General features: G+C 71.9%; 14 protein-coding genes. 6 read left to right on the top strand and 8 right to left on the bottom strand.

All coding sequences use genetic code 11. The features are described 5' to 3' along the window. The first annotated feature begins 20 nt into the window (after positions 1 to 20). Both JF597_RS20715 and JF597_RS20710 read left to right on the top strand, forming a co-directional pair. Positions 21 to 1,298: a thymidine phosphorylase gene (locus JF597_RS20715; RefSeq protein WP_293996834.1), complete on the top strand. Its 1,278-nt coding sequence runs from the start codon at positions 21 to 23 to the stop codon at positions 1,296 to 1,298. Between the two features lie 95 nt (positions 1,299 to 1,393). Continuing rightward, complete coding sequence (locus JF597_RS20710) at positions 1,394 to 1,978, top strand: Uma2 family endonuclease (RefSeq protein WP_293996768.1); 585 nt, start codon at positions 1,394 to 1,396, stop codon at positions 1,976 to 1,978. A gap of 8 nt (positions 1,979 to 1,986) precedes the next feature. Here JF597_RS20710 and JF597_RS20705 read toward each other — a convergent pair whose 3' ends face one another. Next, positions 1,987 to 2,907 (bottom strand): AEC family transporter, encoded by a 921-nt coding sequence (locus JF597_RS20705; RefSeq protein WP_293996766.1) that lies wholly within the window; start codon positions 2,905 to 2,907, stop codon positions 1,987 to 1,989. 161 nt (positions 2,908 to 3,068) lie between these two features. Between JF597_RS20705 and JF597_RS20700 the strand changes: the two genes are divergently transcribed. After that, on the top strand, positions 3,069 to 3,455 hold the full coding sequence (locus JF597_RS20700; protein WP_293996764.1) for an STAS domain-containing protein: 387 nt from the start codon (positions 3,069 to 3,071) through the stop codon (positions 3,453 to 3,455). On the opposite strand, the gene JF597_RS20695 is transcribed toward JF597_RS20700, so the two are convergent. Then, positions 3,339 to 4,352, bottom strand: coding sequence for a sigma-70 family RNA polymerase sigma factor (locus JF597_RS20695; protein WP_293996762.1), 1,014 nt, complete (start codon positions 4,350 to 4,352; stop codon positions 3,339 to 3,341). The two genes, JF597_RS20700 and JF597_RS20695, sit on opposite strands and share 117 nt — an antisense overlap. A 237-nt stretch (positions 4,353 to 4,589) precedes the next feature. Further along, positions 4,590 to 5,864 carry an MFS transporter gene (locus JF597_RS20690; RefSeq protein ID WP_293996760.1) on the bottom strand — a complete coding sequence of 425 codons (1,275 nt, stop codon included), beginning with the start codon at positions 5,862 to 5,864 and terminating at the stop codon, positions 4,590 to 4,592. Positions 5,865 to 5,926: 62 nt separating this feature from the next. On the opposite strand from JF597_RS20690, the gene JF597_RS20685 reads away from it, so the two are divergent. Continuing rightward, positions 5,927 to 6,880, top strand: a complete 954-nt coding sequence (locus JF597_RS20685) for a LysR family transcriptional regulator (RefSeq protein WP_293996758.1) — start codon at positions 5,927 to 5,929, stop codon at positions 6,878 to 6,880. A gap of 114 nt (positions 6,881 to 6,994) precedes the next feature. Here the strand turns inward: JF597_RS20685 and JF597_RS20680 are convergent, their stop codons facing one another. Further along, positions 6,995 to 7,756 (bottom strand): alpha/beta hydrolase, encoded by a 762-nt coding sequence (locus JF597_RS20680; protein ID WP_293996757.1) that lies wholly within the window; start codon positions 7,754 to 7,756, stop codon positions 6,995 to 6,997. A 123-nt stretch (positions 7,757 to 7,879) separates the two neighbouring features. Between JF597_RS20680 and JF597_RS20675 the strand changes: the two genes are divergently transcribed. Both JF597_RS20675 and JF597_RS20670 read left to right on the top strand, forming a co-directional pair. Continuing rightward, positions 7,880 to 9,037 carry an adenosine deaminase gene (locus tag JF597_RS20675; RefSeq protein ID WP_293996755.1) on the top strand — a complete coding sequence of 386 codons (1,158 nt, stop codon included), beginning with the start codon at positions 7,880 to 7,882 and terminating at the stop codon, positions 9,035 to 9,037. A 151-nt stretch (positions 9,038 to 9,188) separates the two neighbouring features. After that, entirely contained in the window at positions 9,189 to 9,542 is a 354-nt protein-coding gene (locus tag JF597_RS20670) for an ATP-binding protein (protein ID WP_293996753.1), read from the top strand. Positions 9,543 to 9,624: 82 nt separating this feature from the next. Here the strand turns inward: JF597_RS20670 and JF597_RS20665 are convergent, their stop codons facing one another. The 4 genes from JF597_RS20665 to JF597_RS20650 all read right to left on the bottom strand — a co-directional run bounded on the left by JF597_RS20665 (position 9,625) and on the right by JF597_RS20650 (position 12,879). Beyond that, entirely contained in the window at positions 9,625 to 9,825 is a 201-nt protein-coding gene (locus JF597_RS20665) for a PspC domain-containing protein (protein WP_293996751.1), read from the bottom strand. Between the two features lie 95 nt (positions 9,826 to 9,920). Beyond that, a complete protein-coding gene (locus tag JF597_RS20660; protein WP_293996749.1) occupies positions 9,921 to 10,472 on the bottom strand; it encodes a VanZ family protein in 552 nt (183 codons plus the stop codon). Positions 10,473 to 10,702: 230 nt separating this feature from the next. Next, positions 10,703 to 11,332 carry a hypothetical protein gene (locus tag JF597_RS20655; RefSeq protein ID WP_293996747.1) on the bottom strand — a complete coding sequence of 210 codons (630 nt, stop codon included), beginning with the start codon at positions 11,330 to 11,332 and terminating at the stop codon, positions 10,703 to 10,705. Then, the gene (locus JF597_RS20650) at positions 11,332 to 12,879 is read right to left on the bottom strand and encodes a HAMP domain-containing sensor histidine kinase (protein ID WP_293996745.1); all 1,548 of its coding nucleotides are present in this window, start codon (positions 12,877 to 12,879) and stop codon (positions 11,332 to 11,334) included. Before JF597_RS20650 ends, JF597_RS20655 begins: the two co-directional genes overlap by 1 nt. Positions 12,880 to 12,923 lie beyond the last annotated feature (44 nt).

Genomic DNA, 12,923 nt, shown 5'->3' with positions numbered 1-12,923 from the left:
AAGGGAACGCCATGGCCACCATGGACGCCGTCTCCGTCATCCGCACCAAGCGCGACCGCGGTGAGCTCAGCGACCAGCAGATCGACTGGGTCATCGACGCGTACACGCGCGGCGAGGTCGCCGACGAGCAGATGTCGTCGCTCGCGATGGCCGTCCTCCTCAACGGCATGAACCGCCGCGAGATCGCCCGCTGGACCGCCGCGATGATCGCGTCCGGTGAGCGCATGGACTTCTCCTCCCTGTCCCGTCCGACGGCCGACAAGCACTCGACCGGCGGTGTCGGCGACAAGATCACCCTCCCGCTGGCCCCCCTCGTGGCGGCCTGCGGCGCGGCCGTCCCCCAGCTCTCCGGCCGGGGCCTCGGCCACACCGGCGGCACCCTGGACAAGCTGGAGTCGATCCCCGGCTGGCGCGCCCTGCTCTCCAACGAGGAGATGCTGTCGGTGCTGGACGGCACCGGCGCGGTGATCTGCGCGGCGGGCGACGGCCTGGCCCCCGCCGACAAGAAGCTGTACGCGCTGCGCGACGTCACCGGCACGGTCGAGGCGATCCCGCTGATCGCCTCCTCGATCATGTCGAAGAAGATCGCCGAGGGCACCGGCTCCCTGGTCCTGGACGTGAAGGTCGGCACCGGCGCCTTTATGAAGACCATCGAGGACGCCCGCGAGCTGGCCTCGACCATGGTCGGCCTCGGCACCGACCACGGCGTGAAGACGGTCGCGCTCCTCACCGACATGTCCACCCCGCTGGGCCTGACGGCCGGCAACGCCCTGGAGGTCCGCGAGTCGGTGGAGGTGCTGGCCGGCGGCGGCCCCGCCGACGTCGTCGAACTGACCCTCGCGCTCGCCCGCGAGATGCTCGACGCGGCCGGCGTCCGCGACGCCGACCCGGCCAAGGCACTGGCCGACGGCTCGGCGATGGACGTCTGGCGCCGGATGATCGCGGCCCAGGGCGGCGACCCGGACGCGGCGCTCCCGGTGGCCCGCGAGCAGCACGTGATCACGGCCCCGTCGTCCGGTGTCCTGACCCGCCTCGACGCCTACGACATCGGCGTCGCCGCCTGGCGCCTGGGCGCCGGCCGGGCCCGCAAGGAGGACCCGGTGCAGGCGGGCGCGGGCGTCGAACTCCACGCCAAGCCCGGCGACACCGTCACCGCCGGCCAGCCCCTCCTCACCCTCCACACGGACACCCCGGAACGCTTCGAGTACGCGCTCCAGGCAATCGAGGGTTCGTACGACATCGCGACGGCCGGTACGGCCTTCACGGCGTCGCCCGTCGTGCTGGAACGTATCGCCTGACCAGGTGTTTCTTCTTTCGGGTGAACGGGACCGGTGGACCTCCGCCGGTCCCGTTCGGCATGCTGGGATCGGTGACGCAACCGAAGGAGACCGCCATGAGCGCACTCACCGTGGGCCAGGACCCCGACCAGAGCTGGGACGAACTCGTCCGGTACTGGGAGGAGATGGAATGGCCCGAGGGCAGCAAGGTGGAGATCATCGAGGGGATCATCACCGTGTCACCTGCTCCCGCCTCCCGCCACAACGTGATCGCGGAGCGCGTCCAGCGCCGCCTCTACAGCGTGGTTCCCGACGACTTGGGGATCTACCAGACACTGGCCATCGCGGTGCCGTCGCGTCTGGGCATGCTCATCCCGGACCTGGTGGTGGCTCCTGTGCAGGACTGCATGGAGGCGGACTCCCACATCCCCGCCGCCCTCGCCGAACTCGTCGTCGAAGTGACCTCCAAGTCCAACGCCCGGCACGACCGCGTCAGCAAGCCCGCTGCGTACGCCACCGCGGGCATCCCCCTCTACCTCCTGATCGACCGCTGGGCCCCCGGCGGTCCCACCGCAACGCTCTACGGTGAGCCCAAGGGCGATGTCTACCGGGTGCTCAGCGCCGTCAAGTTCGGCGACCCCATCAGGCTGCCGGAGCCCTTCGACCTCACCATCGACACCGGCGAGTTCCCCGTCGACTGACCGGCACGTCACCCCAGCAGCGCCGCCACCACCACCAGCACCGGCACCGACAGCACCGTCGACAGCAGGATCGAGTCCCGGGCGAGTTCCTCGCCGACCCGGTAGGTGCTCGCGTACGTGTACAGGTTCTGCGCCGCCGGTAGTGCCGAGGTCACCGTCACGTCCAGCAGCGGCGCGCCGTGCAGGTCGAAGACGGCCGACGCCAGGGCCCAGGCGGCCAGCGGCTGGCCCACCGACTTCAGGGCGACGGACAGGAGAACCGGGTGGCGTTCGCGGCCCCGGCCGGGGAGTCTGCTGCCGCGCAGGGAGATGCCGAAGGCCAGCAGCACCGCCGGGACGGACATGTTGCCGATCAGGGTCAGGGGGTCCATGACCGGGCCGGGGACGTGGATCCCGAGACCCGAGACCGCGACGCCGGACAGGGAGCCCACGGCTATCGGGTTGCGGAGCGGGGTCAGCAGACGGCGCCACCAGGGGCCCTTCTCGCCCGCGCCCGACAGGTCGAGGACCGTCAGGGCGACCGGGGTGAGGAGCACCACCTGGAACAGCAGCACCGGCGCCACCAGGGACGCGTCGCCCAGCACGTACACCGCGATCGGGATGCCGAGGTTGCCCGAGTTGACGTAGCTGGAGCACAGCGCGCCGATGGTCGTACGGCCCACGCCCCAGCCCCGTGCGGCACCCACCGCCACGAACACGCCCGCCGCCGCGGCCGTGCTCAGGGCCGTCACCAGGAGACGGCTGGAGAAGATCACCGCCAGGTCGGCCTGCGCGAGGGTGGTGAAGAGCAGGGCGGGGGACGCCACGTGGAAGGCGAGCTTGGTGAGGACCTCGCGGCCGTTCTCCCCCAGGTGTCCGCCGCGGCCGAGGGCGTAGCCGACGGCGATGACGATCGCGATCACCGCGAAACCGCTCAGCACCCCTTGCACGGGACCCCCATGGCGCGCGCGGAGCCGTCGAGGCCGTCGGGTATCCGGGAGGGCGCTGGTCTGTGGGGCATACACCCAACCCTCTGGTGCGGGTCAGGTGCAGGTCAACTTTGTGATCCTTGTGATCTGCGCGGCGGCGCGGGGGCGCACCGCGCCTACCGATGAGTTGTCAGGCCCGGTCCGGTCTACCGCTCGTGGATGCCGTGACCCCCGCCGTGCTCGTGCTGTCGGGCCCCGTCGCCAGGGACGAGGTGCCGGGGCTCTGCGACGACGTGCGGGCACGGCTGCCTACCGGTGGGGCCGGGGTCGTCGTCTGCGACGTCGGCGGCCTCGGGCCGCCGGGCCTCGCCGCCGTCGACCTGCTGGCACGGCTGGAGCTGACGGCCCGGCGGGCCGGAGGGCGGATCCGGCTCCGCGACCCCGACCCGGCCCTACGCGCCCTCCTCCGATTCGTCGGCCTTCGCCTCCAGATGGAGGGGGAGGCCGAAGAGCGGGAACCAGCGCTTGGTGTCGAGGAAGAAGTGGAACCCGGTCAGCCGGCCGTCTGAGATCTCCAGGACCTGGATGGACCAGGGGCTCCAGCCGCCGGTGTCCGGGTCGGGCTTGTACTGGGCGAAGCCGGGCAGGCCGTTGACCCGGACCGGGAACAGCCGCGAGCCCTCGCAGGCGGAGCCGAGGGTGGTCATGAAGCCGGTGATGTCGTCGTGGCCGGTGAGCCACAGGTCGAACGGCGGCATCGTCATGATGGCGTCCTCGTGGAGGAGGGCCGTCAGCGCCGTCATGTCGTAGCCCTCGAAGGCCGCGACGTAGCGCTCCAGGAGCTTCTGCTGCTCCTCGTCGAGCGGGTCGGAGACCTCGGCGGCGGCGCCCGACTGCCGCTGCTCGGCCAGGGTGGCCCGAGCCCGCTGCAATGCGCTGTTGACCGACGCGACGGTGGTGCCGAGCAGCTCGGCCACCTCGGTGGCCCGCCAGGCCAGCACCTCGCGCAGGATCAGCACCGCCCGCTGCTTGGGCGGCAGTTGCTGGAGCGCGGCCATGAAGGCCAGCCGGATCGACTCCTTGGCCACGGCCGCCTCCGCCGGGTCGTCCACGGTCGGCAGCACGCGCGCGTCCGGCACCGGCTCCAGCCAGGTGTTGTCGGGCCGGGGCGAGAGCGCCGCCTGCGCCAGCGGCGTCGACTCGCTGAGATCCATCGGCCGGGCCCGCTTGTTGCCCGCGTTGAGCATGTCCAGGCACACGTTCGTCGCGATCCGGTACAGCCACGACCGCAGGCTGGAGCGGCCCTCGAACTTCTCGTAGCTCCGCCAGGCCCGCACCAGGGTGTCCTGCACCGCGTCCTCGGCCTCGAACGACGAGCCGAGCATGCGGTAGCAGTAGCCGGTCAGCTCGGTCCGGTGCTTCTCCAGTGCGACGTCCAGCTCCGCCGTCGCCGTGCCGTCGGTCATCTTCCGTCCACCCACCCCTGTGGCCGTTCCTGTTCGCGCGACGTTGCGCTCCAGCACTTGAAGCTAGCGCAGGGGACTGACAATGGCCCCCGGAGTGGGGAAACGTGCAGGTGAGATGGGGTGCGCCCAAGGGGGGCGGTGATGCGCGGCCGCGTGCGGGTGCGGCGCCGTCGTGGCTTGTCGCGCAGTTCCTCCCCCAGCCTTCGGCCGGGGGTACCCCCAGTGCCCCTGGGGAATTCAGTGAGCGTTGGCCAGGATCTGGCGGTGGGCGGCCACGGAGCCCAGGACCGTGATGGTCACGACGCCGAGGATCGCGAGGAGGCCCACGCCGACCGTTCCTGCCCAGCCGCTCGTGTGGAAGGCCAGCGCGCCCACCGTGCTGCCGGCGCTGGAGCCGACGTAGTACGCGGACTGGTAGAGGGCCGAGGCCTGGGCCCTGCCGTGGGTGGCCGTCTTGCTGACCGCGGAGGAGGCGACCGCGTGGCCCGCGAAGAAGCCCGCGGTGATCAGGACCAGGCCCAGCAGGACCAGGGGGAGCGAGCCGGCCAGGGAGAGCAGGAGACCGCCGGCCGTCGTGCCGCCGGCCAGGTAGAGGGCCCCGCGGCGGCCCAGGCGGCCGACCAGGCGGCCCGCCGTCGACGCGGACACCGTACCGACCAGGTACACCAGGAAGATCGAGCCGATGATGCCCTGGGGGAGCGAGAACGGCTCCTGGGTCAGGCGGTAGCCGATCACCGTGTAGACGCCGCCGAAGACGGTCATGAAGAGCGCGCCGATCGCGTACAGGCGGCGCAGCAGCGGGTCGGCCAGGTGGTCGCGGACCGTGCCGAGCAGCCGGCGCGGGTGCAGAGAGCCCGCCGTGAAGTGCCGCGGTGCGGGGAGCAGCAGCCGGAAGGCGACGGCGCAGCCGACCGCGATCACGCCGATCGTGCCCACGGCCACCCGCCAGCCCCACTCCTGCGCGACCCAGCCGGTGATGACCCGGCCGCTCATCCCGCCGACGCTGTTCCCCGCGACGAACAGGCCGATGGCCGTGACCAGCGCCTTCGGCCGGACCTCCTCGGCCAGATAGGCCTGCGCGGACGCCGGCAGACCCGCCAGCGCCGCGCCCTGGACGCCACGGAGCACGATCAGCGCGCCCAGGGAGGGCGCGAAGGGCACCAGCAGCCCTACGGTCACCGCGACCGCCAGCGAGGCCGTCATGACCGTACGGCGCCCGAACCGCTCGGAGAGGGCGCTCATCGGGATGACGAACAGCGCCAGACCGCCGGTCGCCGCCGCCACCGTCCAGCTCGCGTCGCTCGCGGAGACGCCGTAGCCGTCCGAGATCAGCGGGAGCAGGGCCTGCGTGGAGTAGAGGAGGGCGAAGGTCGCGACACCGGCGAGGAAGAGCGCGAAGCTCATCCGGCGGTAGCCGGGACCGCCCGGGGTCAGACGGGAGTCGGAGACGGCGGCGGGGACGGACGGGACGGCGCCCACGGTGATGGACGCCCCGGTACTGGCGGGAGACATGCTTCGAACGTACGGAGCCCTCGTTCATCCGTCCAATGCACGGAATCGCCATAATCGTTCCCATGGAGCATCAGCAGAGGTCAGCGAAGCGGCTGTCACCGGACAGTGACACAGGAGACATGACGATGTTGCTGGCACCACGCCTCGCGTACTTCGCCGGCGTGGCCCGCACGGAGCATGTCACCAGGGCTGCCCAGGAGCTGAACGTCCCCCAGTCCACCCTCTCCCGCGCGATGGCCCGCCTGGAACAGGACCTCGGCGTCGACCTGTTCACCCGGCACGGCCGCACCGTCTCCCTCACCCCCGCCGGCCGCACCTTCCTCACCTCGGTCGAGCGCGCCCTCGCGGAGGTCCGGCGCGCCGCCGACGAGGTGCGCGCCGACGCCGACCCCACGACGGGCAAGGTCGCCTTCGGATTCCTGCACACCATGGGCGCGGAGACCGTCCCCGGCCTCCTCCAGGCCTTCCGTGCCGACCATCCCCGCATCCGCTTCAGCCTCGTCCAGAACTACGGCGAGGCGATGATCGAGAAGCTGCGCGCGGGCGAGCTGGACCTGTGCCTGACCTCCCCGGTCCCGGATGCGCCCGACCTGGTCGGCCGCCGCCTGGACGAACAGAAACTCCGGCTGGTCGTGCCTGCCGACCACCCGCTGGCCACCCGCAAGCGCATCCGCCTCGCCGAAGCGGCCGACGAGACCTTCGTGACCCTGGAACCGGGCTACGGCCTCCGCCGCATCACCGACGACCTCTGCAAGGAGGCGGGCTTCAAGCCGAGGACCGCCTTCGAGGGCGAGGAGGCGGAGACCCTGAGGGGCCTGGTGGCCGCCGGGTTGGGGGTGGCGCTCCTCCCCCCACCCGCCTTCCCCCGCCCGGGAGTCGTCGAACTGACGGTCACGGCCCCGAGAGCGGCGAGAGAGATCGGGGTGGCCTGGCTGGAGGGCCACCCGGACACCCCGCCGGTGGCGGCTTTCAAGAAGTTCCTGCTGTCGAGAAGGGGCAACCTGCTGCCGACCTGAGGAACAGCGCCCCGTAAGGGGCGCTGGGGGTACCCCCGGCCGAAGGCTGGGGGAGGAACTGTGCGATCAACCACAATGTGCCCGCACCCCGAACACGACCGAACCTCCCAACCCCTACCGTCTCAACGACTTACCGAACCCCGCAGCCAACGGCATCCGCAACCCGATCGGCGGCGGCGCAGCAAGGGCGTCCTCCACCGGCCGCGACACCGCATGCCCGTACAGCGCCCCCATCACGAAGTCCGAAGCGAGAGCGAGGACTTCGTCCCGGTGCTGATGCAACCCGTGGCCGTCCGAGTGCACCTCGAACCGGCACACCTCCCGGTTCGCCTTCTTCGCCCGCGCCGAGAGCCGGAACGACAGCTCCGGATCGCTCTGTTCGTCGTTCGTGCCGTGCACGATCAGCACCCGCCGCCCCACCAGCTGCCGAACCGGTTCCTCGGGCACCGCCACGTCCGTCTCCGGCAGCCAGGGGGCGATGGAGACCACGGAGTTGACGGCCTCGTGCCCGCCGGCGTGCAGTGCGGCCCGGCCGCCCATCCCCACGCCCAGCAGGCACACCGGGACGTCGCCGTACCGCCGTACCACCTCGTCGGCCGCCCAGCCGGCGTCCCCGGCGAGATGCGCCTCGCTGCCGTTCCACCCGCGATAGCGGTAGTGGACGACGTGCGCGGCCAGCCCCTCGTCCCGGCCGTCCCGGGCGAGCCGGCGGCCGAGCGCGCGCACGAAGGCCGTCGCCCATACGAGGGACGGCCGTCGCGCGGAGACCTCCTCCCCGTCGGGGAGGAGCAGGACCGCGCCGCTCACCGTCGTCGGCTCCTGGCCGACTGCCCTGCTCAGGCTGGCCGTTCGCACCGGCGTCGCTTGCTGTGCCATGACAGAACAGTGTCAGAAGAGGCGGTGTACGCGACCCGTCCGTGCGGTCACCATTGCGTATCGACGGAATCGGAATTCTCCGAGTACCGAGCGATCTACGCGCGTAGGAGTTACAGTGCGGAAATGACGAGCCAGAGCACCGCGAACACCCCGACGCCGGAGCAGATCCGCCGGGCGCCGAAGGTTCTGCTGCACGACCACCTCGACGGCGGCCTGCGTCCGGGCACCGTCGCCGACCTCGCCCAGGAGGCCGGGTACCCGGGCCTCCCCGAGACCGACCCGGACAAGCTCGGCATCTGGTTCCGCGAGGCCGCCGACTCCGGTTCGCTGGAGCGGTACCTGGAGACGTTCTCGCACACCGTCGGCGTCATGCAGACCCGCGACGCCCTGGTCCGGGTCGCCCGCGAGTGCGCCGAGGACCTCGCCGAGGACGGCGTCGTCTACGCCGAGGTGCGGTACGCCCCCGAGCAGCACCTGGAGCAGGGGCTCTCCCTCGAAGAGGTCGTCGAGGCCGTCAACGAGGGGTTCCGGCAGGGCGAGGCCCTCGCCCGCGAGAACGGCCGGCGGATCCGGGTCGGCGCCCTGCTCACCGCCATGCGGCACGCGGCCCGCTCCCTGGAGATCGCCGAGCTCGCCAACCGCTACCGGGACCTGGGCGTCGTCGGCTTCGACATCGCCGGCGCCGAGGCCGGCTACCCGCCCACCCGGCACCTCGACGCCTTCGAGTACCTCAAGCGCGAGAACAACCACTTCACCATCCACGCCGGCGAGGCCTTCGGACTGCCGTCCATCTGGCAGGCGTTGCAGTGGTGCGGCGCCGACCGGCTCGGGCACGGGGTGCGGATCATCGACGACATCCAGGTCCACGAGGACTGCACGGTCAAGCTCGGCCGGCTGGCGTCGTACGTCCGCGACAAGCGGATCCCGCTGGAGCTGTGCCCCAGCTCCAACCTCCAGACCGGCGCCGCCGACTCCTACACCGGGCACCCGATCGGGCTGCTGCGCCGGCTCCACTTCCGGGCCACCGTGAACACCGACAACCGGCTGATGTCCGGGACCAGCATGAGCCGGGAATTCGAGCATCTCGTCGAGGCGTTCGGCTACACGCTCGACGACATGCAGTGGTTCTCCGTCAATGCGATGAAATCAGCGTTCATTCCTTTCGATGAACGACTCGCCATGATCAATGACGTCGTGAAGCCCGGCTATGCGGAGCTGAAATCCGAATGGCTGTTCCGGCAGACCGCCTCCACCAGCGGTTCCGCGGATCCGGAGGACTGATCGACGCTCCCGGCGGGGCACGGAATGCGGACGGGCCTTCACCGGCCGTCCGCATTTCGGTGTTTGCGGCGGGCCACTCGGCATGTTTACGGTCGGGGACCGCTCAGCGTGTTATCGAACCCCGTCTCCGCATTCCAAGGACGCATTGACGATGAAGCAGTCTGCTGCCAAGACCCTCGGTGTCGCCGCCCTCGGTGCCGCCTTCGCCGCTGTCGGCGCGGGCGCGGCCAACGCGGCCCCGGCCGTCCCGGACTCCTCCCAGGCCCTGGACACCGTCACCAAGACGCTGCCGGCCGAGAACGTCTCCAAGGCGCTGCCGGGCGCCGGTGAGGCCGTGGCGCAGGGGCAGAGCGCCCTCGGTGCGGGACTGACCGCCGTCCAGCCGGCCGTCAAGCAGGTGCTCGCCGGCGGCCCGACCAAGCCCGTCGCCGGCCTCCTCGGCGGACTGCCCGTCCAGGGCCTGCCCACGCACGGCCTGCCGGTGAACGGGATTCCGCTCGGCTGACCTCTCCCCGGCCGATCGGCAACGCCGTTGGGGCGCCCCGGAAACGTCCGGAGCGCCCCAACGGCGTTGCCATACCGCCCGATCACCAGGCGGTGGAGGCCTTCTCCTCCGAGGGGAGGAGGATCCACAGCGCGAGGTAGAGCAGGAACTGCGGGCCCGGCAGCAGGCAGGACAGCAGGAAGACCACCCGCATCGTGGTCGCGGAGGTGCCGAAGCGCCGGGCCAGCGCGGCGCACACTCCGCCGATCATGCGGCCATGGGTGGGGCGGGCGAGGCTGGACATCTGCGGCTCCTTCGTGAGCGTCCGGTGCGAGGCGGCCCTTCCGGCCCCTCGTCCACCCCCAACGCTACGGAGACGAACCGGGTCGAAGCGTCGCTCTACGGGGCGATCCCGACCCTGGGAATCGTCGGGGTACGGCCCTGAGCCGCTTCCTCCTGGGGGAGGGCGGCGGGCCGCTGCCGCTCACCCCGCCGGCGGAGCCGGGCGCGGGCCGCGGGCACCACCGCCAGATGCGCGATCACCACGCCCGCCGTGTTGAGCAGTATCGAGTCGACGTCCACCACCCGGCCCGGCACCCCGGTCTGCAGCAGGGCTATGCCCGTCGAGATCAGCGCGCCCGCGGCGGCCGAACTGATCAGGGAGGCGAGCGGGGAGACCCGGAGCTTCCCGTGCGTCATCGGCAGCAGCACACCCAGCGGCGCGAGCAGCGCGAGCCCCTCGCCGATCCGGTGCGCCGCCTCGCGCCAGCCGAGCGCCAGGTCGGCTCGGATACCGGCGAGCGGGTGCAGGTTGGCGGGCATCACCCAGGGCACGTCCAGCGGCCGCAGCATCAGCCAGGCGACGAACACGAGGTGTGCGGCAAGGAGGACACCCCCTGCCACACGGACGCGGATCGCGGCGCTGCCGCCGATGGAGCCTTGACGCTGCACGCCCCCGTAGACGCGCCCGCGCACACGATCGGTTCCGGATACGACGGTGAGGCCTCGGACACACGGCACCGACAGCGCCCCGTCAGAGGCACGGCACCGACAGCGCCCCGTCAGAGGCGCGGTGCCAACAGCGCCCCGTCAGGGGCGCGGGGAACTGCGCGACCAGCCCCCACCGGCGCGCACCCGCCGTGCGACCCGCCCCGGCACCCCGTGCGGCGCCCGAACGCCCCTCAGCCGGAAGCCACCTCCGTGGACGGCGGCCGATTCCCACTCGGCGCATTCCTTACGGAGTCCGTGCACTCGTACCGCCGCAACGGCTCCCTCCCCGGCCCGCCCAGGATCACCGACCCGTCCCCTTCCGCGGCCGCCGAGTCGGACAGCGTGCACACGATCTGGGCGAGCGCGTACGACGTCAGCTGCGGCGGCGACGTGCTCAGCCGCAGCGTGTCGTCCGGGTCCCCGGCCCGTGGCCCCCCGACGCTCATCCCGCCCCGCACGTACGTCGTGTAGCCCGCCTCCTTCTCGGCGGCCGACGGCGTCTCGGCGAGCTGGTCGAGGAGCCCCTGGGCGACGATCACCCGCCGCTTGGCGTCCGCCGACCCGTCCGGCACCCGCACCTGGCGGTCCACGGTCACCAGCGACGAACCGCACAGCAGGAACACCTGCACCGGCACCCCGTGCTCGTCCTGCGCGGACAGGTCCGGCTGGTTCATCGAGCAAGGCACCCGCGAGGGCGCCCCGCCGAAGTCGGTCGGCACCTCGGTGGCCCGGATCCCGCACCCGGAGAGCGCCAGTGCCAGCCCGGCGACGGCCAGCAGCGGCCCGCCGTGCCGTCGTACCGCCAGTCTTCGTACGTGCATCAGGCGTCCTTCTCCCCGGCATCGCCGGCATCCCCGGCCTTGCCGGTGTCCCCGGCTTCCTTGCTCTCCTCCGCCAGCCGTGAGGCGTCCCGGGGCAGCCGGAGCGTGAACACCGCGCCGCCCTCGGGGGAGTTCGCGGCGGTGATCGAGCCGCCGTGGATGCGGGCGTTCTCCGTCGCGATGGACAGGCCCAGGCCGCTGCCCTCGGAGCGCGGCCGGGAGGCGCTGGCCTTGTAGAACCGGTCGAAGACGTGCGGCAGGACGTCCTCGGGGATGCCCGGTCCGTGGTCGCGTACGGCGATGACCAGGTCGCCGCCCTCTTCCTGTTCCATCCGCACCGACACCCGCACCGGCGAACCGCCGTGCTTGAGCGCGTTGCCGATCAGGTTGGCGAGGATGACGTCGAGGCGGCGCGGGTCGAGGCGGGCGTGGATGCCGCGCTCGGCGTCCAGTTCCACCGCGTCCAGCCAGGCGCGGGCGTCGATGCAGGCGGTGATCTGGTCGGCGATGTCGACGTCGTCGAGGACGAGGCGGGCCGTACCCGCGTCGAAGCGGGTGACCTCCATCAGGTTCTCGACGAGGTCGTTGAGGCGGCGCGTCTCGCTGACGACCAGGCGGACGGCGGGCTCGATCATCGGGTCCATCGACCCGGACTCCGCCTCCAGCTCCTCCTCCAGGATCTCCGTCACGGCGGTGATCGCGGTGAGCGGGGTACGCAGTTCGTGGCTCATGTCCGCGACGAACCGGCGCGACGCGTCGTCCCGCGCGGCCATGTCATCGACCCGCTTCTCCAGCGCCTCGGCCGCGTCGTTGAACGTCCGGGAGAGGTCCGCGAGTTCGTCCGTCCCCGACACCCGCAGCCGGGTGTCCAGCTTGCCCTCGCCGAGCCGCCGCGCGGCGACCCCGAGCCGGTGCACGGGCTTGAGCACGGTCGTGGCGGCGGCCTGTGCCAGCAGCGCCGAGCCGATCAGCGCCAGCCCGGTCGCGATGCCCAGCGACCACGCCAGCGAGTTGAGGTCCTTCGCCTCCGGCTCCAGCGACTTCATCATGTAGCCGGTCGGCCCGCCGCCGATCAGCCGCGTCCCGGCGACGAGATACGGCGTGCCGTGGTCCACGACCCGCTGCCAGTACAGGTGGTACGCCGACTTGTTGGAGCCGGTCACCTTCTGCTGCTTGTCGACGGCCTTGCGCAGCGACGCCGGCACGTCGTCCAGCGCGAACGCGCTGAGCCCGTCCGAACTGCCGTACACCGTCTTGCCGCCGGTGTCCTCGCCGACCAGCAGCACGCTGAACCGCTGGCTGCTGCCCGCCATCTGCCCGGCCGTGCGCTGCAGTTCGTCCTGCGTCGGGTGCGCGGGCAGCGCACCGGCCCGGTTCTGCATCTCCTGCTGGAAGTCGCGCAGCACCGCGTCCTGGGTACGGGTGAGCACGGCCTCGCGGTTGAGCCAGTACGCGATGCCGGACGCGGACACGGCGGCGGTCAGCGCGACGAGCCCGAAGACGACGACGAGCCGCAGCCGCAGACTGGTGAAGCGCAGCCGGGACATGGCTCCCTTGCGATCCGCGGCCCAGCCGCGGAAACCCCCCTGCA

It is taken from the genome of Streptomyces sp. (assembly GCF_019510245.1).
Lineage (GTDB): Bacteria > Actinomycetota > Actinomycetes > Streptomycetales > Streptomycetaceae > Streptomyces.
Note: the sequence above shows the minus strand (reverse complement) of the source record. Positions and strands in the feature narration are given on the sequence as shown.